General features: G+C 58.3%; 13 protein-coding genes. 5 read left to right on the top strand and 8 right to left on the bottom strand.

Features of this window, described 5'->3' with window-relative positions; translation table 11 throughout:
- Positions 1 to 13 precede the first annotated feature (13 nt).
- Together NP603_RS01250 and NP603_RS01255 are read right to left on the bottom strand one after the other, a co-directional pair.
- The gene (locus NP603_RS01250; RefSeq protein WP_256609099.1) at positions 14 to 2,050 is read right to left on the bottom strand and encodes a TonB-dependent receptor plug domain-containing protein; all 2,037 of its coding nucleotides are present in this window, start codon (positions 2,048 to 2,050) and stop codon (positions 14 to 16) included.
- Positions 2,051 to 2,144: 94 nt separating this feature from the next.
- Positions 2,145 to 2,993, bottom strand: coding sequence for an aldo/keto reductase family protein (locus tag NP603_RS01255; RefSeq protein ID WP_256609100.1), 849 nt, complete (start codon positions 2,991 to 2,993; stop codon positions 2,145 to 2,147).
- Positions 2,994 to 3,374: 381 nt separating this feature from the next.
- On the opposite strand from NP603_RS01255, the gene NP603_RS01260 reads away from it, so the two are divergent.
- The 3 genes from NP603_RS01260 to NP603_RS01270 all read left to right on the top strand — a co-directional run bounded on the left by NP603_RS01260 (position 3,375) and on the right by NP603_RS01270 (position 7,682).
- The gene (locus tag NP603_RS01260; RefSeq protein ID WP_256609101.1) at positions 3,375 to 4,325 is read left to right on the top strand and encodes a restriction endonuclease; all 951 of its coding nucleotides are present in this window, start codon (positions 3,375 to 3,377) and stop codon (positions 4,323 to 4,325) included.
- A 385-nt stretch (positions 4,326 to 4,710) separates the two neighbouring features.
- The gene (locus tag NP603_RS01265; RefSeq protein WP_256609102.1) at positions 4,711 to 5,814 is read left to right on the top strand and encodes an FIST signal transduction protein; all 1,104 of its coding nucleotides are present in this window, start codon (positions 4,711 to 4,713) and stop codon (positions 5,812 to 5,814) included.
- Entirely contained in the window at positions 5,811 to 7,682 is a 1,872-nt protein-coding gene (locus NP603_RS01270) for a putative bifunctional diguanylate cyclase/phosphodiesterase (protein WP_256609103.1), read from the top strand. The genes NP603_RS01265 and NP603_RS01270 overlap by 4 nt, the downstream gene beginning before the upstream one ends.
- A 26-nt stretch (positions 7,683 to 7,708) precedes the next feature.
- Here the strand turns inward: NP603_RS01270 and NP603_RS01275 are convergent, their stop codons facing one another.
- On the bottom strand, positions 7,709 to 8,686 hold the full coding sequence (locus NP603_RS01275) for a diguanylate cyclase domain-containing protein (RefSeq protein WP_256609237.1): 978 nt from the start codon (positions 8,684 to 8,686) through the stop codon (positions 7,709 to 7,711).
- Positions 8,687 to 8,906: 220 nt separating this feature from the next.
- Here NP603_RS01275 and NP603_RS01280 point away from each other — a divergent pair, with 220 nt between their 5' ends.
- The gene (locus NP603_RS01280; protein ID WP_256609104.1) at positions 8,907 to 9,377 is read left to right on the top strand and encodes a hypothetical protein; all 471 of its coding nucleotides are present in this window, start codon (positions 8,907 to 8,909) and stop codon (positions 9,375 to 9,377) included.
- A 25-nt stretch (positions 9,378 to 9,402) separates the two neighbouring features.
- Positions 9,403 to 9,981, top strand: coding sequence for a GNAT family N-acetyltransferase (locus NP603_RS01285; RefSeq protein WP_256609105.1), 579 nt, complete (start codon positions 9,403 to 9,405; stop codon positions 9,979 to 9,981).
- Here the strand turns inward: NP603_RS01285 and NP603_RS01290 are convergent.
- The 5 genes from NP603_RS01290 to NP603_RS01310 all read right to left on the bottom strand — a co-directional run bounded on the left by NP603_RS01290 (position 9,978) and on the right by NP603_RS01310 (position 16,523).
- The gene (locus NP603_RS01290; protein ID WP_256609106.1) at positions 9,978 to 11,669 is read right to left on the bottom strand and encodes a hypothetical protein; all 1,692 of its coding nucleotides are present in this window, start codon (positions 11,667 to 11,669) and stop codon (positions 9,978 to 9,980) included. The genes NP603_RS01285 and NP603_RS01290 overlap by 4 nt on opposite strands.
- Positions 11,639 to 13,177 carry a DUF1175 family protein gene (locus NP603_RS01295; RefSeq protein ID WP_256609107.1) on the bottom strand — a complete coding sequence of 513 codons (1,539 nt, stop codon included), beginning with the start codon at positions 13,175 to 13,177 and terminating at the stop codon, positions 11,639 to 11,641. The genes NP603_RS01290 and NP603_RS01295 overlap by 31 nt, the downstream gene beginning before the upstream one ends.
- A gap of 127 nt (positions 13,178 to 13,304) precedes the next feature.
- Positions 13,305 to 15,686, bottom strand: a complete 2,382-nt coding sequence (locus NP603_RS01300) for an ATP-binding protein (protein WP_256609108.1) — start codon at positions 15,684 to 15,686, stop codon at positions 13,305 to 13,307.
- A 5-nt stretch (positions 15,687 to 15,691) separates the two neighbouring features.
- Positions 15,692 to 16,300 carry a GTP cyclohydrolase II gene (ribA, locus tag NP603_RS01305; RefSeq protein ID WP_064020046.1) on the bottom strand — a complete coding sequence of 203 codons (609 nt, stop codon included), beginning with the start codon at positions 16,298 to 16,300 and terminating at the stop codon, positions 15,692 to 15,694.
- A gap of 28 nt (positions 16,301 to 16,328) precedes the next feature.
- The gene (locus NP603_RS01310; RefSeq protein ID WP_256609109.1) at positions 16,329 to 16,523 is read right to left on the bottom strand and encodes a DUF7230 family protein; all 195 of its coding nucleotides are present in this window, start codon (positions 16,521 to 16,523) and stop codon (positions 16,329 to 16,331) included.
- Positions 16,524 to 16,569 lie beyond the last annotated feature (46 nt).

Genomic DNA, 16,569 nt, shown 5'->3' on the forward strand with positions numbered 1-16,569 from the left:
GTGCCGTTCGCCCCTAAAAACGCCAGGATATCTGCGCCAGATAGCCGCGTTGAATCTGGCTGGAAACCGGGATGTACAACACGTCGTTGAACTCCGGACGTTGGCCGTCCAGCAGATTTTGCCCGACCAGCGACAGCTCCAGGTTCTTGGCCGGGTGCCAGCCCAGCCGCAGATCCAGCGCAATGTAGTCCGGAATCCGGGTCTGGTTAACGGTGATGCGGTCCACGTAACGCGCCCAGGCGTCCAGCTCGATATCGTCGGTCAGATCCAGCATCGAACGCAGTGACAGACTGTGCTGCGGATTGACTTTTTCCTCGGCCAACGGGTCCAGAAACCAGGATTGCCGGTTGTCGGCGTCGTTGTCGAAGCGGATGCCGGTATAGGAGGCTTGCAGGCGCCAATCGTGGCTGACCCGGTAGTTGGCAGCCAGTTCCAGGCCGTAACTTTTCATTTGCCGGTAATTGCCGACGCTGAGGTCGAGAATCGGCGGAAATCCGGGCGGCATACCGTTACTTGTTAGGCCGGCTACCTTGACGCCCTGAATCCGGTCGTAAACGTTGTAAAACACGGTGCTGTCCAGATCCAGGCGGTTGTTGACCTGCCAACGCCAGCCCAGCTCGTACGCCACCACGTTTTCGGTACGCATGTCCTGGTTGGCGTCGGCCAGAAAAAACAACGACTGCTGGCCCGGAACCGGCAGAAACAGCTGGATGCTCTGTTGGGCGCGGTTGGGCAGCGCCACGGCCCGGGAAACTCCGGCCCACAGCCGGTGGCGTTTGTGCGGAGTCCAGATCAGCCGGGCGTTGGGTTCGGTTTCCCAACCGGTGTAAGTGAAGTGTTCGACCCGGTTGCCCAAGGTCAATTGCAGATTGTCCAGCAGCTCGATGTTGTCCTGGGCAAACAGGCCGATGTTGTGCTGGGTAAACCGGTCCGGCTCGAAACCCAGCGTCAGCGTGTTGTCGAAACGGTCGTCGATGATCTGGTAATTCAGACCCCACAGCAAATGGTGATTGCCGAACAAGGACTGGCTGTGCTGAATGTCCAGGTTGTAATGCGAGCGGCTCATCCGGTTGGTAGCCATTTGCCAGTCGGTCTGGGTAAAGGCCATGTTGACCCGCAACTCCCGCTCGCCGTCGAACTGGTGGGTCCAGTTGCCTTGCAGGCTGCCGGATACGCCGTCCTTGCCGAAATCGTCCTGGCGCCAGTAAGGTGGCGTAGCCGACGACACGCCGGTCAAAAAACCGTGCAAGCGGTAGCGGGTGGCGGTGGCTTCCAGCATCAGTTGGTCGCGCTCGGTCAATTGGCTGTCCAGGCGGAAATTGGCGGTTTCCGCATTGCCGGTATCGTGGGTATTGTGCAGGCCGGCCATATCCACGCTGGCGTCACGGACTAGCGCATTGACAGTGCCGCGCAGGTAAGTTGATTCGGACAGCTTTTGCCCGTAACGGACGCCGCCGAAGCCGCGCTCCTCGGTGCCGCCGGCGGCGGTCAGCAAGCCGCCTTCGGTGTCGGCCGCCGAACGGGTGACGATATTGATCGCGCCGTTCACCGCATTCGCGCCCCACAGGCTGCCGCTGGGGCCGCGTAGCACTTCGATCCGTTCGATGTTTTGCAACAGCGGAATATGCTGGCCCCAATACACGCCGCTGATCAACGGGTCGTAAATGCTGCGGCCGTCCACCATGACCTGCAGTTTGTTGGCGTACAGATCGTTGAAGCCGCGCGCGCTGACGCCCCAGTTCCAACTGTTGACGCGGGCCACGGCCATACCCGGCGCCATGCGCAGCAATTCCGGCAGGCTGGTGGCGCCGGAACGGCGGATATCCTCGGCGCTGATCACAAACGCCGCGGCCGGCGTGTCTTTGACGGTTTGCGCTTGGCGGGCCAGGCCGGACACTTTCAGTTCGGTCAATTCGTCCCAACTCAAGGACAGCAATTCGCTGGTGCTGTCCAGCGCATTCGCGTCGTCGTCGGCGGCCATCGCCAGTTGCGCCGATAGCAGCGTCAGGCACAGGCCGGCGAGTTGGCGAATCAGGCGAGATGAGGCCATGGTCTGGGATGAGAGCAAAAAGTGGTTTCCGGCATTATAAGTGAGTCGCCGCTACAGGTAACCCGACTATGGTGCTAGCGGTCGGCCTGCCTGTTTAAAATAGCGCAGAAATGGTCGCGCACTCGTCGGCATCCAGAGAAAATTCGAAAATCGCCAAATCCTCGCGCATATGTGCCGCGGAGCAGGTCCCGGTCAGCGGAACGACACCGTGTTGCTGCAGATAGCGGAAAAAAATTTGCGCCGGCGTCCGGCCGCGTGCGTTGGCCGCTGCGGTTACCGCCGGGTGCGCCAGCAGGCGCGGGTTGGCGGTCAAGGTCCAGAAACTTTGGTAGACGATCTGCCGCTGTCGGCAGAAGGCGCGAATCTGTTTGTCGTAGCCGGTGTCGGAGTAGAACCGGTTTTGAATAACGGCCGGCTTGATTTCGGCGGTTTGGTACAAATATTCGAACAACGCAAAATCGTAGCAATTGCTGATGCCCAACTGCTTCACCTTGCCGGCTCCGGCCAAGGTTTCCATAGCTTGCCAGACCTCCAGCAACTGGCCGCGGTCGGCCAGAGGCGAATGCAACACCAGGCCGTCCAGATAATCGGTCTGCAGATTGCGTTGCGAAACCGCGAACGATTGCGCCACCTGTTCCGCCAGACCGGCGCGCGGGTCGTAGGGAATTCGTAGCGGATCGTGGCCGTTCAACGGCGTAAATTTGGTTTGCAGGTAAAGATCGGCGCGGGTAAGGCCTGATTTAGCGCAGGCCGCGGCAATGCCTGCCCCGACGCCGGCTTCGTCGTAATGCTTGGGCTGGCAGGCCGTGTCGATGCCGCGAAATCCAGCGGCAATCGCTTGCTCGACCAGTTCGGCCGTGCGTTCCTGTTTCCAGGCCGTGCCGTAAATGATGCCCGGCATGCGCACGCCGGCGACGGAAACTACAAAAGCGTGGTCTGGCATGGACGGCTCCCGAAAAAAGCTTGATCTTCGGCGATCGCCGCCGAGCCGTCAATTGCCGGCATACTGCACTCCTAAACCGCGACCCATGCTAGGTAAAGAACTGCCGCCAGCTGTGTTCAGAACAGGCTAGCGATTCCGAATACAATTTCACACGCATTGAATGGCAGTTTTTGGGGGGATAAAATGATGCAATCGACCCCAAGCCGCCAAAGAAAATGAATTTGCAAGGACAGCAAATGGCAAATGAGCCGTCATTCAAAATGTAGGTGAGATTAGCTTGCGTAATCGCACATTTCGAAGCCAACATTCCTTCGATTACGCTGTCGCTACGCGGGCTAACGTCGGCACATCCTGTTTAGCGCAACTTATCGCGTTTTATATATGACTACTTCTAAACAAAAGAATACAGGTAAACTATATGAACGAATGGTTTTACAAGTATATAAAATATTATGCAACGATAATACTTTTAGTGACGTACAACATGATGTCAAACTACCTGGGCCCGATGGTGAGAGGCAAATTGATGTTTTAGTCACTCATGAACATGCAAATTCAAAATACTTGACGGTAATCGAATGTCGTGATTTCAAGGGCAAACTAACAGTAACGCATGTCGACGCCTTTTCTTCAAAACTTAAAGATGTTAGAGCAAGTAAAGGGATTATGGTTAGCCGAAATGGATTTTCAAAAACTGCAATACAGAAAGCCCAACGACTAGGTATTGAACTATGTATGGTCGATTGTGCTGATAAGGTATTGAAAAATCGAATAAAAGAAATTCAAATAGTAATTTCTTTTATTCAAAAAATAGAATTAAATAGTCAGGTTTTTTTGGGGAATAAAACCGACAAGTCAATTCTTCTTGATAGAAAGAATTTCACCACTATCAATGATAAACCCTTACGCGAGCTATTAATTGAAGAATTACGTACCGGCCAACACCCAATCCCAAGCAAGAGCTGTGAGGTAAATTGGGAGCCATCTGAATTGCAGTCTCCTCTATACATTCGTGATGCCAACGGCAATCAATTGCCGATAGAGTGGCTCAAAGTAACAGTCAAGATTAGTATCGAATTTTATATGGGAAGAGCAAGTGATTTCCCTGATTTTATAGCCCATACTCAGTATGGTGATAAATCAGTTAGAGTGTTTGTTCCTCCCAAATTCAATATTGGATTTAATTCCTCTCTTACCCGATTTCTGGATAAGAATGATATACCGACAGATTTTAAAACTCTACCTTGTATAGTGATGCCTGAATCCGACGACGCCACACTTGAAGAGTCCAGAGCTTGGTTATTTACACCTTCGGGCCGTAGGCTGGGTTAAGCAACGCGAAACCCAGTAAAAGCTTTAAAACAATCATTTGTACATCTCAAATAATCGCGTTCGACGCTGGGTTTCATTAACATTCAAGCCAGCCTACGTTAGCAAACCGACCGTCGGCTTTTGGCCGGTCGGCGGCACTGGCAATTTTTGAAATTAGATCCAGCGGCCGATCTCATCGGAATCCGTACTTCCCTGCCATCTACCAGCTCCGCCCGGCGAGGCGCTGCGAAAAGTGTGCGCCAGCCAGCGCGGTGTTGCACCCGGTTTTTACATTTTCCCCTACGCCAAGTATGCTTTCGGCCGTAACGGTTATGGAGCATGCACAATGGGGCCGGCAAGTTTCGCCTATTTTCCCTCAGTAGATTTAGCCGCCATCGAAAGCCGGTTGGCGGAGTGGCGCGCGGTTTTCCCCGAAATGGGCGTGCTGGCCTTGTTTCCCGAAGCCGAAAAGGCGTCGATTCCGGCGTTGCAGGCCTTGTGCAATCGTTGCGAGCTGCCGTTGTGCGGCGCGATGTTTCCGCAATTGATCTACGGTACCGGCTTTCGTAGCAGCGGCGTTTGTTTGTTGCGGTTCGACCGGATGCCCTACGCGGCGCTGTTCGACGTAGCGCGGCAGGACGCCATCGGTGCGGCCGAGGCTGCCGAAACCGTAGCCGGCCATGTCGGTCGCCATCTGGATGACGAGGAGCCGGCCACGCTGTTTTTAATGCTGGATGCGCTGCTGCCGAACATCGGCTCCCTGCTCGACGAACTGTATCTGCGCCTGGCCAACCGCGTGCATTACGCCGGCGTCAACGCCGGCAGCGAGACTTTTCAAGCCATGCCTTGCCTGTTCGACAACCAGAGGATTATCGGCAACGGCGTGTTGGCGCTGTTGCTGAAGCCGCACGACGGGGCGGTGTTGGAGCACGGCTACCGCACCGAAGCGGAAACGTTGCCGGCGACTTCCACCGACCGCAACCGGATCATACATATCGACTGGCGCCCGGCGTTCGAGGTTTACCAGGAACTGGTGCGGGCCAAATTCGGCGTCGAGATTACCCGCGATAACTTTTACCAATACGCGGTGCATTTTCCGTTCGGCATACTCAGGGCGAACCACACCACCGTGGTACGGATTCCGGTCATGCTCGACGCGGACAACGCGCTGTATTGCATCGGCGAAGTGCCGCCCCATTCGATGTTGGCCTTATTGGATGCGCCGCAAGTCGATTCGCCTGACACTTTGCAAAACTTGCACGGCGGTCTGTCCAAACTCAGCGGCGATCCGGCCGGACGCGAACTGCTGTTGTTTTATTGTGCCGGTCGGCGCCAACATCTCGGCGCGGCCAGCGCCGGCGAAGAATTGGCGATTTTTCAGAATTTGAGCCAAGCGTCGGCAATCGCCGGCGGCCTGGCACTGGGCGAAATCGGCGACACCACGCTGTGGGGTTACCCTTTGTTCCATAACGCCACCGTCGTTACCGCCGCCTGGACCAACCGCACATGAGGCACGACGACGTCATTCCGGTTTTGTACGAAATGGCGATGACGATCGGCGGCGAGATCAGTTTGAAGCCGCTGCTGACCCGCACCCTGCAACGCCTGTTGTACTTCACGTCGTTTCCGGCCGGTTTCATTTGCCTGGATTTATCCCCAAGCGCAACGGCCGGCAGCGCTTGTCTGGATGCGGCGCTGCTGGCCGCGATCGGCGATTTTCAATTGATTAAACACATCGGTGAGACCATATCGTTGCCAGCAGACCTGGCGCTGGGCCCGGCGGCGCGGGAAGACGATCGGGCCGCATTATTTTCCGGATTGCCGGTGAGCCCGGACCGTTACCGGGCGTTTCTGCGCTTGCCGATAACCGACATCGGCGTCGTGATTTTGATGGCGCCGATCATGCCGGAAACCCATCTGCCGCTGACGCGGATGTTCGAGCCGATCATGGCGCATTTGGCCAGAGCCGTGTTGCTATGCCGGCATTACGACCAACATACGTCGCAACTGATTGCCGATAAACGCCAGGCCGACCAACGCGCCGAGTTTCTGGCCTTGCACGACAGTTTGACCGGTCTGCCCAACCGGGCATTACTGCTTGACCGGATCCAGCAAGCGATGGCGATGGCCACCCATAACGGCCAATACGGCGCGTTGTTGACGCTGAACCTCGACCATTTCAAACAACTCAACGACATTTACGGTTACGAGACTTGCGACAAGATTCTGGTCGAAACCGCGCGCCGGCTGGAGTATTGCGTGCGGGAGGGCGATACCGTGGCCCGCTTCGGCGGCGATGAATTCGTTTTGCTGCTGTGGCCGTTGTCGGTATTGAAGCAGGAAGCGGCGATTCAGGCCGAAGCCATCGCCCAGAAGGCGCAGCAGGCGCTACTGACGCCATACCAATGCGATTCGCGCGGTTTGCTGGCGACCTTCAGCATCGGCATCAGCTTGTTCAGGGCGCATGGCGACAGTCTGGAAAGTCTGCTGAAAAATGCCGAAACCTCGTTGTACCAAGCCAAAACCGCCGGCCGCAATACGATCCGCTTCTTCGATCCCGGAATTCAGGCGGCGATGATGCAGCGCTTGGAACTGGAAGCGGACTTGCTGGCGGCGATTCGCGGCAACCAACTGGAGCTGTATTACCAAGTCCAAGCCGACGACCGGAATCGGGCGACCGGCGCCGAAGCGTTGATTCGCTGGCACCATCCGCGGCGCGGCATGATATCTCCGGCCGTATTCATCCCGTTGGCGGAAGAGAACGGGTCGATTATCGAAATGGGCGATTGGGTGTTGGCCGAGGCCTGCCGCCGGCTTCAGGCCTGGCAATCCGATCCCCGGCTCGGCCGGCTGGAGTTGGCGGTCAATGTCAGTGCGATTCAATTTCAACAACACGACTTCACCGCCAAGGTCGGCGCGCTGTTGGCCGACTACCCGTCGGTCTCGCAACGCTTGAAGCTGGAGCTGACCGAAAGCGTGCTGCTGAACAGAGCCGAGGATGCGATCGACAAAATCCAGTTGCTGAAGAACCAGGGTATCCGCTTTTCGCTGGACGATTTCGGCACCGGCTATTCGTCGTTGGCCTACTTGAAACGCTTGCCGTTGGATCAATTGAAAATCGACCAAAGTTTCGTCCGCGACGTTGCCAGTGATCAGAGCGCCGCGGCAATCACCCAAACCATCATCGCGATGGCGCAGACGCTGGGTCTGGAAGTCATCGCCGAAGGTGTGGAAACTCGGGAACAGTTGGCGCTGCTAACCCATTTCGGCTGCCGCCATTACCAGGGTTATCTGCTGAGCCGGCCGCTGCCGCTCGGCCAATTCGAGGCCTTGGTAGCCAGCGGCAACCCGTTGTTACAACCGATAGATGCGGAGTGACGACAGGTGCCGCGGCTAGAGCGGAGTCAAGCCATAGTGCGAGCGGAGCTTGGCTGAGGCCGTTGCCGGCGCTTGACTTGATACATACGCTGATCGGCAATCTCCAGCAAGGCATTGATTTCGCTGCTATCGTCCGGAAATTGGGCGGAACCGATACTGGCGGACAGCGCATAACGCCGGTTCTCGAACGAAAACGGCGCCGCGATAGCCGAATTTATCCGCTGCACGGCCGCAGCGATGCCGTCGCCGGAATCGACCGGATTCAAAATCACGCCGAATTCGTCGCCGCCCAGACGCGACACGGTATCGGATACGCGCGACGCCGCTGCCAGGCGGTTGGAAAACTCGCGAATGATGACATCGCCGACCCGGTGCCCGAGCGAATCGTTGATTTGCTTCAGGCCGTCCATATCGATCATCAGGATGCCGATCGTTTGCGCTTGGCGGTTCGACACTAGGGATCGGAGCCGATCCATGAACAAAGACCGGTTGGTAAGTCCGGTCAGTTCGTCGTGCGTCGCTTTGTAAAACAGGTCGTCGTTATCGTATTTGGTCGCAAAAAACATCGCCGCCGCCACTTGCTCGGACAACAATTGCAGTAGGCCGATCTCGATATCGCCGAATTTATGAGTCTGCACCGATACCGCCTTCAGCACGCCGACGATGGTGCCCTTGTGGTTCAACGGCACTACTAGCATCGAACGCAAACCCACCTTGCGGCAGGCAGCGATGTCGACGCGATCGTCGGTTTCGGCATCGTCGCAGACCAGCGTCGTGCCGCTGGTAACCGCCAGCCCGGATAAGCTTTGCGCCATTTTCAGGCGCAATCCCAAATGCGGCGAGGCGATACCGGCGCAAGCCCGGTACACCATGTCGCCCTGTTCGGCCAGTTCGATGGCGGCGCCTTCGGCATCCAACAAAGGCAAGGTGCGTTGGGTTACCAGCGCCATCACGCCGCCCAAATCCAAGCCCAGTTGCGCGATTTCGCTTTGCAGATTGATCACTTCCAACAATTTTTCCGGCGGTGGCAGCATGGCGATGGTATTAAGTTGAATACGGAAACAAGAGATTTCCGCATAACTCTAGATCCTAGCCGATAGAAGAGCAAACTCCGGTTGTTCGGTGGCTTGGCCTAAACCGTCCGGACGCGGCTCACTGTTCCCGGCGACAACGCCAGGCCGGTTTCGGTATAGTGCCGTTGAATTTTTTTGCCGGATGACGACGATGAAAAAACTGTTACTGACCCTGCTTGCCATTGTGTTGATTATCGAGGAATGGCTGTGGGACTTCCTGTCGGCTTGCGGCCACTATCTGGCGTTGTGGTTACGGCTGGAACGGGTTGAAGTTTGGTTGAGCCGGACCTCGCCGCCAATGGCGCTGCTGGCGATTACGGTGCCGTTGTTGATCGTGACGCCGATTAATCTCGCGGCGTTGTCGCTATTGGTGCATGGCTTGCTGCTGCAAGGGATCTTGCTGGAAGTGTTCGCCAAGCTGCTCGGCACCTTACTGGTGGCGCGGGTGTTCAGCCTGACCAAGCCGCAACTGCTGACGTTTCGGCCTATCGCTTTTATCTACCATACCATCAGCGGTTGGCTGCGCTGGGCGCACGCCAAGATCGCCGAAACCGCAATCTATCGTTTTGCCAAACAATTGAAAGCGGACGTCAAAGCCAAAATCAAAGCCTGGCTGGCTTGATCGAAGGGTGGGGTGGGAACAGGCGATGGCATTGGCGTTTAGTGCGGCAGATGCGAACGACGCCGAGGCCTTGGCGGAGTTGATCAACTCCGCCTATCGCGGCGAAACCAGCCGCCTGGGTTGGACCACCGAGGCCGATTTGTTGGAAGGCCGCCGCATTGACGCCGCCGGCATCGTCAATTTGTTGATCGCCGCCGACTCGCTGATTCTGGTCTGCAAGCAACACGGCCAATTGCTGGGTTCGGTGCATTTGCAACACGACGCCGGCCAGGTGCAAATCGGCATGCTTGCGGTTAGTCCTCGCCACCAGGGCCGGGGCATCGGCAAACAGCTATTGCTCCAAGCCGAGCATTGGGCGGAGCGGGTCTGGCCGGTGCGGCGCTTTTCGCTGGCGGTGATTCCGTTACGCCAGGAGTTGATCGAGTTTTACCAACGCCGCGGCTATCGCCGCACCGGCCAAATCCAACCGTTTCCGCTCAACCCGGAGTTATGGACGCCTAAAGTCGGCGATTTATGCTTGGAGCGGCTGGAAAAACCGGCTCGGTCCGGAACAGAGTTGCCGCCGCCAAGCGGTACTGCCGATATCGATGCTGACGACGGCTAAGGGCTTGCGGTTTGCGCTATCAGCTTGCCGGTCAAGGTCGCCCCGGCGCTAGGCTCGGTAATCCGCCCGGCGTAACTCAAAATCGGCAGGCTGGCGAATAACTTGTCGCCGTCCTGGCGCATCGCGGCTTTGGCGGCTTCGTAGTCCTGTTGCCAGCGCGGGGCGAATTCGTTGGCGTCCTGGTTGGCGCCGGCGCCGCCGGCCAGGAATAATTCGCGGGTAGCGGCGCCGGGATTGACGAAGGCGATCAATTGCGCATCCCGCAACCGCGTTTTTTCGACTCCGCGCTGCCAGTCCAGCGGGCTTAGCGACTGTTTGTTGCAGGCGTCTTTCATCCGCGTCAACAAGTTCGGCGAACTGGCGGCCAGAAACAGGCTGCCGCCGGCGCATTCGGCGCCAAGGTCGGGATTCTTCAGATACTGGGCATAAGCGGCGCTGGCCTGCGGTTGGCCAGGGTTGGCGACGACGACGCCGATCGCACCGCTCGGATCGTCGGGGCTGAAGTCCCATACCAGGCCGATGCCGGCCGCTTCCGGGCCGGGGGGATTGGCCGACGGGCCGGCAGCGGCCAGTTTGCGCCAATCCTCCGCAGTCAGATCCGGCGGCAGCGCCAGGCTGGCGGCGAAGCCGGCGAAGGCGTCGTGAGGAATGCTGGCAACCACCCCTTCGAACAGCCGGCTGTGCAATTGACCTTGCCAAGCGGCGGCCGGTAAGTGCAACGCGCCCGGTTCGCCGGCAGTGAGCGCAAAATCCCAGCGCAACGGATAGGTTTCCGCCCCGGCGAATACCGGCAACAGATTGGCGACGAAGGCCTCGCTGCGCAAGGCCAGGCTCAGCGGCGCGTCGCTGCCGCCCGGTTCCGGAACGGTGCTGTCCAGCACGTTCAGCAACGCTTCCAGGCTTTGCGCCAGATAAATCCGGCCGCGAAATTCGGTAAAGAACAGTTTTTGCAGGCCGATGCGGGCTTCCAGAATCGGTTCCGGCAACTTGGCGACCCGGTAGCCGCTGCTGGCCAGGACGCCGGCTAGCGCCGGCAGAGCTTGGTCAGCCAAGCCGCTGGCGCTGCGCCGATAACTGATGACCCAACCCTGGCTACCGTGAGCCATGTCGTAATGTAGTTCGGCGTTAGCATTGACCGCGTCGCGCAGCACTTGCAGCAAAAAGTCGCCTTGCATGCCTTGTAAGTTGAGTTGTTCGGCTTTGACGTGCAGGCTTTGCAACAGGCCGAAGAACAGGCCCTTGACGAAACGGTTCTCCACCATCTGCCGCACTTCGGCCTGATTGTCCCACCAGTTCAGAAACGCATCGCCGCGGTTGAAATACAGCGTAAACGCCACCGGATGTTTGCGCACGTACCAGGCGGCGCGCCGGGGGCAATCGGCCGGGCGCTTGATCGACACGTCCACTGCGGTGGCGGAACCGATGTCGCCGCCGGTCAGCGCCGGGCAACGTTCGTCGCCGGCCGGCACCTCGTCATTGCTGCCGACTAGCGAATCATTGGCGTCCAGATCGTTCCGCGCTGCATCGCGCAATTTCACGGTCAAGTCCAACAACGGCAGGTCGGCGCGGACCAACTTGGCCAGAGGTTGCTTGGTCAAGTGCTGGTACAGCGCAACGCTCGCGCCGGCGGCCAATACAATACCGGCGGCGATGGCGGTCAGGCGCTTTGCGGGGGTAAGCGGTTCCATTCGTACACTCCTAGGAAATAGGGATTTTCCGGGCGGGGAATCCAGATCGGGTCCGGTGATTGCAGCAATTCGGCGACGCGCACCACCCGTACCTGGCCTTCGCTGCCTTGGGCGCCGTTATGGTAGACGGCCAGATTCTCGGCGCGGCCGGCGGCGAACAGCATCAGGTGGTAGGGCTCGTCGTTGATCAAGGGCTTTTGGTAGACCAGCAAATCGCCGCTTTGCGCTGCCGCCAGATCGCGCGATTTCAGCCGGAAGTTATAGCCGATCAGGGTTTCGGCGTCGGCGAAATGGCCGTAGCGCGCGGCGCCGTTATTCAAACCGGTCTGCCAGATTTGCGGATAGCTGGGCAGGAGTTTGCGGGCCTGTTCGGAGACGGTTGGCAGTTTCAATTTGTTGGGGATGCCGAGTTTGGCGCTGCGGGCCGCATCGCGCGGCTCCAGAGCGGTACGGTAGGCGAAGCGGACCAAGCCGGCGCAGTCGCGTTGTTTGGGTTCCCATAGCGGGCTGAGCTTGCGGGCCTGTAGCAGGGCGACGTTGGTGACGCTCTCGCGCAAGGCCTCGGTGTCTTGTGGCGGCAGATAGCCCAGTTCTTCGGCGCTGTCCTCGGCTTCGCCTTCGCGCTTCGGTTCGTGTTTAATGTATTCGCGCACCTCGGCCGGCATGTCGCGCTCGGCGTCCTGGCCCGGCACGTAAATTTTCGCCGGTTGCCGGTTGCCTTGGATCGAGACGTAAGCCAGGGTTTGGGTTTCGCCGGGCCGGGCCAGCGGTTTTTGCACCCGGCGCCGGCTCTCGGTGGGCAGGCCTTCGTCGAGAATGATGTCCAGGTTCGCCAGCGTGTGTTGGACCGCGCCGCCCGGCCAATAATTGGTATCGATGCGGAAGACGCCGACCGGCGGCGCCGGATGCACGTATAGATACGGGCCGTAGCCGGCCTGGTCGAAGTTGTCGCCGTTGGAGTTTAAAAAGAAAATGCCGCCGCTGTTGGAGTTGGTATCGGCCCAATAGACGTGGCTTTTATCCGGTTCGTAGATATGCAGGTCGGTATAGACGCCGTCGCTGTCGCTGGTCAGGATCACTTTCAATGCGATTGGCGAAATCACCGCGTCTATCGTGGTCGAGGCCTTGGCGACGCCGGCGGCATTGGCGCATTCGGCGATGACGCTGTTTTTACCTTTCGCGGCCGGGAAGGCCCGGCTGAAACTGCCGTTGAGGTTGCGCACGTAGTAACGCACACCGTTGATGTTGACGACGATGGGGTCCGCGTTGGGGTCGGAGCAGGTACCGGCCACGGTAATCTGCAAGCCGCTGGTCCAGCCCCCGGCCGGTTTGCTCAGCGCAATGGCCGGCGCTTCGGTTTGGCCCGCGGCAAGCGGCCGTTGCTGGCCGCGGCGGGCCAGGATATCGGGGTCGTCGCTGGGAGCGGCCAGGCATTGCAGCGCGAAAGCCAAACCGGCCAGCGTCAAGCCGGGCAGCCGGCATCGGTTGAACAAGGTAAATCTCCGCATCCAGGCCTCCACCGGCTATCGGACTCCAATTCGGTGCTGGAACTGTAGCAACCAAATCCGCTAACGGCAAATCTGGGTCCGGTTCGCCGATGTTGGCGGTGGGCTTGCGGGGAAGCTGGCGTCCGGCCTAACCGGTCTCGGTTTCCTTGTCGTCGTCGGACGTCATTTCGGAAATTTCTTTCAGCCGTGCGACGGCTTTGAAGTTGACGCTGCCTTCCGGGTACTGGCCTTCGGCGTTCATCGCGCCGGCTTCCTGCCCGGTTAGCAGGCTCAAGGCTTCGTCGACGCTGGAAATGGCGTAAATCGCGAACAAGCCTTGTTCCACCGCGTCGATCACTTCCCGTTTCAGCATCAGATTGCGTTTGTTCGAGGCCGGAATGATCGCTGCTTGCCGGCCGGTCAGGCCGCGCGCGGCGCAGAGTTCGAAGAAGCCTTCGATTTTTTCGTTGACGCCGCCGATGGCCTGCACTTCGCCGTATTGGTTGATCGAGCCGGTCATCGCAAAACCTTGCTTGATCGGGGTGCGGGTCAATGCCGAGATCAGACAGCACAATTCGGCCAACGAGGCGCTGTCGCCGTCGATGTGGCCGTAGGATTGCTCCATGGCGATGCTGGCCGAGATCGCCAGCGGAAATTGCTGGGCGTAGCAGTGGCCGAGGTAGCCGGTCAGAATCATCACGCCCTTGGAATGGATTGGCTGACCGAGTTCGACTTCGCGTTCGATGTCGACGATGCCGCGCGAGCCGGGATGCACCGTGGCGGTGATCCGCGCCGGCGCGCCGAAGCTGCTGCCGCCGATGTCCATCACGGTCAGGCCGTTGACCTTGCCGATGGCTTCGCCGTCGGTATCGATCAAAATCGTGCCGTCCAGCATTTCTTCCAGAATGGCTTCGGCGATGCGGCCGTTGCGTTGTTCGCGGGCGGCCAGCGCCAGTTCGATTTCGGCCTTACCGATCTGCGCGGCGCCGGATTGGCTGCCCAGCAGGTTGGCTTCGGCGATGATTTCCAGACAGTTGTTGACGTGCGCCGACAGTCGTTGCTGGTTTTCGGCCAGCCGGCAACTATGTTCGATCAGTCTTATCAGAGCGCCGTCGGTCAGCGGTTTGGTGCCGGCATCACGCGCCTGTTGTTTCATGACCTGCACGAATTGGCCGATGCTGTCCGGCGTGCGTTTGATGTGGTCGTCGAAGTCGGCCAATACGCGGAACATCTCGTTGAATTCGCTATCCAGCTCTTCCAGCAGATAGTAAATGTCGCGGGTGCCGACCAGGATCACTTTGACGTTGAGCGGAATCACTTCCGGTTTCAGCGTGATGGTGTTAATGCCCAGTTCCGAGTACGGCGATTCGATCTCGATCTTGCCGGCTTTCAGCGCCCGTTTCAGGCCTTCCCAGACGAAGGGATAGGTCAATACCTTCTCGGCGTCGAGGATCAGGTAACCGCCGTTGGCCCGATGCAGCGAGCCGGGGCAAATGCGCCGGTAGTTGGTTATCAGCGTGCCTTGGTCGCTGATATATTCGATGCGGCCGAACAGGTTTTGGTAAATCGGGTGCGGTTCGTAGATGACCGGCGCGCCGGCGGCGTCGTGTTTGCAATCCACCAGGATGTTGGGCAGATATTGCTCGATCAACATCTGGCGCTTGGCGATGATTTCCCGGTTTTCCGGATTGCGAGTCGGCATCAGGAAATCGCTGATGGTGTTGCTCAGATTTTTCTCGACTTCCGCCAGATAGGTGATGACGTCGTCGACGTTCTGGTACTTGTCGGTCAGTTCGGCCAGTAGCGGTTCCAAGGCCAGTTTGATCGTGTCACTATCCAGTTGGCGGATTTCTTCGGCCAGCGTGCGCCGCCACTGCGGTAGTTCCAGCAGCACGTCGCCCAGATATTCTTCGAGTTCTTCGGTGTGTTGGTGGAAGGCGTCGCGTTCGGCTTCCGGCAGCAACGTGAATTGCTCCTCGTCCAGCGCCTTGTTGTTACGGATCGGCAGGAAGGTGATCGAGTCGTTGTCGCGGTACAAGGCCACGCCCATCGCTCTGGCCTTGTTGTCGACCAAATCGATCGCCGCGTTGTAGCGCTGGTTGAAACGGCGCTCGATTGCGGTTTTCTTTTGCTGGTAACTGGGGCTTTCGAATGCGGCCGGAAAGGTGGCCAAGACGTTGTCGATCAGCTTTTCGATGTCTTTTGCAAAACTATGGCCTTCGCCGGACGGTAGTTCGACGGCGACCGGTTCCCGCGGGTTTTCGAAGTTCTCGACATAGGCGTAGGACAGCGGCGATTCTTGCTGTTCGGCATAACCATTCAGATAATGGCTGACCATCGACAACCGGCCGGTACCCGGATCGCCCATCACGAAGATGTTGTAACCCGGCGCCTTCATCGCGATGCCGAATGCCAGCGCCGACTGAGCGCGGTTTTGGCCGAGAATGCCGTTATACGGGCCGGCGGCGACGGCCGGCAGGTCGATCGTCAGCTTCAGCGCTGCGGCCGGCAGTTTCAAGTGATCTAACATGTCGTTCAGGAACGGTCGGGTACCGACAACATGTGGCGCATGCGTTCGGCCTTGGTTTTCAGATAGTCGAGGTTGTCGCGGTGGATGCGGGTTTCGATGGCAATCCGGTTATTCACTTGCACGCCGAGTTTGGTCAGCTCATCGATTTTTTGCGGGTTGTTGGTGATCAACTCGATCGAATGCACCTTCAGGTTGTCCAGGATCAGCGCGGCGATATCGTATTGGCGCTCGTCGGCCAGATGGCCGAGTTTGATGTTGGCGTCGACGGTATCCAGGCCTTGGTCTTGCAAGTTGTAAGCTTGCAATTTTTTCAACAGGCCGATGCCGCGGCCCTCCTGGCGCAGGTAGATCAACACGCCGTAGCCGGCCGTGTTGATCATGTCCAGTGCCATGTCCAACTGCTCGCCGCAGTCGCAGCGGCGGGAGCCGAGCACGTCGCCGGTAAAGCACTCGGAATGTATGCGTACCGGCACGTCGTCCTTGCCGGCCACGTCGCCTTTGACGAAGGCCACGTGTTCTTTGTCGTCCAGGCTGTTGCTGTAGTAATGCAGGATGAATTCGCCGTGTTTGGTCGGAATCCGGGTTTGAACTTTGTCTTCTACGGTTGCTTTCACTGAGCTGGAAATCCTTGAAATGCGCGGGTTACGCGGCTAAGCCTTTTGCGATCGCCTCATGGGAAACGATGGCAAAAGGCTCCAGCCCGCGATGTTTGGCTTTGCGGCGGTATTGGGTTTTGTCGGCGTAGGTTTGCGCCTTGTTGAATTGGCGGGCGAATTTAGCGACCGGGTTATGGTTGGGTTTGGCCGGTAAACCCCGGCAGGGGTTTTGTTTTCTCATGCTTTTTTCTCGCTAAGCTATTAAAATAACGTTTTATTTGAACATA

The sequence above is a fragment of the Methylomonas aurea genome (genome assembly GCF_024505045.1).
Taxonomy (GTDB): Bacteria; Pseudomonadota; Gammaproteobacteria; order Methylococcales; family Methylomonadaceae; genus Methylomonas; species Methylomonas aurea.

Coding starts and splice junctions, on each gene's coding strand:
- NP603_RS01250 (WP_256609099.1), bottom strand. CDS start 2,050: ATGGCCTCATCTCGCCTGATTCGCCAACTCGCCGGCCTGTGCCTGACG.
- NP603_RS01255 (WP_256609100.1), bottom strand. CDS start 2,993: ATGCCAGACCACGCTTTTGTAGTTTCCGTCGCCGGCGTGCGCATGCCG.
- NP603_RS01260 (WP_256609101.1), top strand. CDS start 3,375: ATGACTACTTCTAAACAAAAGAATACAGGTAAACTATATGAACGAATG.
- NP603_RS01270 (WP_256609103.1), top strand. CDS start 5,811: ATGAGGCACGACGACGTCATTCCGGTTTTGTACGAAATGGCGATGACG.
- NP603_RS01280 (WP_256609104.1), top strand. CDS start 8,907: ATGAAAAAACTGTTACTGACCCTGCTTGCCATTGTGTTGATTATCGAG.
- NP603_RS01285 (WP_256609105.1), top strand. CDS start 9,403: ATGGCATTGGCGTTTAGTGCGGCAGATGCGAACGACGCCGAGGCCTTG.
- NP603_RS01290 (WP_256609106.1), bottom strand. CDS start 11,669: ATGGAACCGCTTACCCCCGCAAAGCGCCTGACCGCCATCGCCGCCGGT.
- NP603_RS01295 (WP_256609107.1), bottom strand. CDS start 13,177: ATGCGGAGATTTACCTTGTTCAACCGATGCCGGCTGCCCGGCTTGACG.
- NP603_RS01300 (WP_256609108.1), bottom strand. CDS start 15,686: ATGTTAGATCACTTGAAACTGCCGGCCGCAGCGCTGAAGCTGACGATC.
- NP603_RS01310 (WP_256609109.1), bottom strand. CDS start 16,523: ATGAGAAAACAAAACCCCTGCCGGGGTTTACCGGCCAAACCCAACCAT.